Origin of the sequence: Pseudomonas sp. 43(2021) (assembly GCF_017490805.1) — a bacterium.
Taxonomy (GTDB): domain Bacteria; phylum Pseudomonadota; class Gammaproteobacteria; order Pseudomonadales; family Pseudomonadaceae; genus Aquipseudomonas.
In genome coordinates this window covers 1-491 of sequence record NZ_JAFGYJ010000354.1, presented here as the reverse complement: position 1 = coordinate 491, position 491 = coordinate 1, and the positions used below count along the sequence as shown (strand labels likewise).

Here is a 491-nt window from a genome sequence, read left to right as displayed (position 1 = left end):
GCGCGAAGCATCGCCGCCGCGCGGCGGCGCGCGCATGCCGGGGCGGCGCTTCGACGAGCATGCTTCGACGATAACCATACGCCCAGGGAGAAAACACATGTCAACGCCAACCGACATCTCGCCGCCCATCGCGCTCGAGCGCGATGCGGTGCTCGATCAAGCGCACGTGGGCGACATCAAGGGCGCGTTCGGCACGATCGCGCACCACGACACCGCGCCGCGCAGCGGCTGGTGGGCGCGCGTGCGCACGCTGCTCGCGATCCTCGGCCCGGGCCTCATCGTGATGGTCGGCGATAACGACGCCGGCGCGTTCGGCACCTATACGCAGGCGGGGCAGAACTACGGCACGTCGCTGCTGTGGACGCTGCTGCTGCTCGTGCCCGTGCTGTTCGTGAACCAGGAGATGGTGTTGCGTCTGGGCGCCGTCACGGGCGTCGGCCACGCGCGCCTCATCTTCGAGCGCTTCGGCAAGTTCTGGGGTGCATTCAGCG

Annotated in this window: 1 protein-coding gene; it reads left to right on the top strand. The window is 69.0% G+C overall.

All coding sequences use genetic code 11. From position 1 onward, the window contains the following. Positions 1-97: 97 nt before the first annotated feature. Positions 98-491 (top strand): divalent metal cation transporter (locus J5M71_RS27605; protein WP_207838739.1); only part of this gene is annotated, 394 nt, incomplete at its 3' end.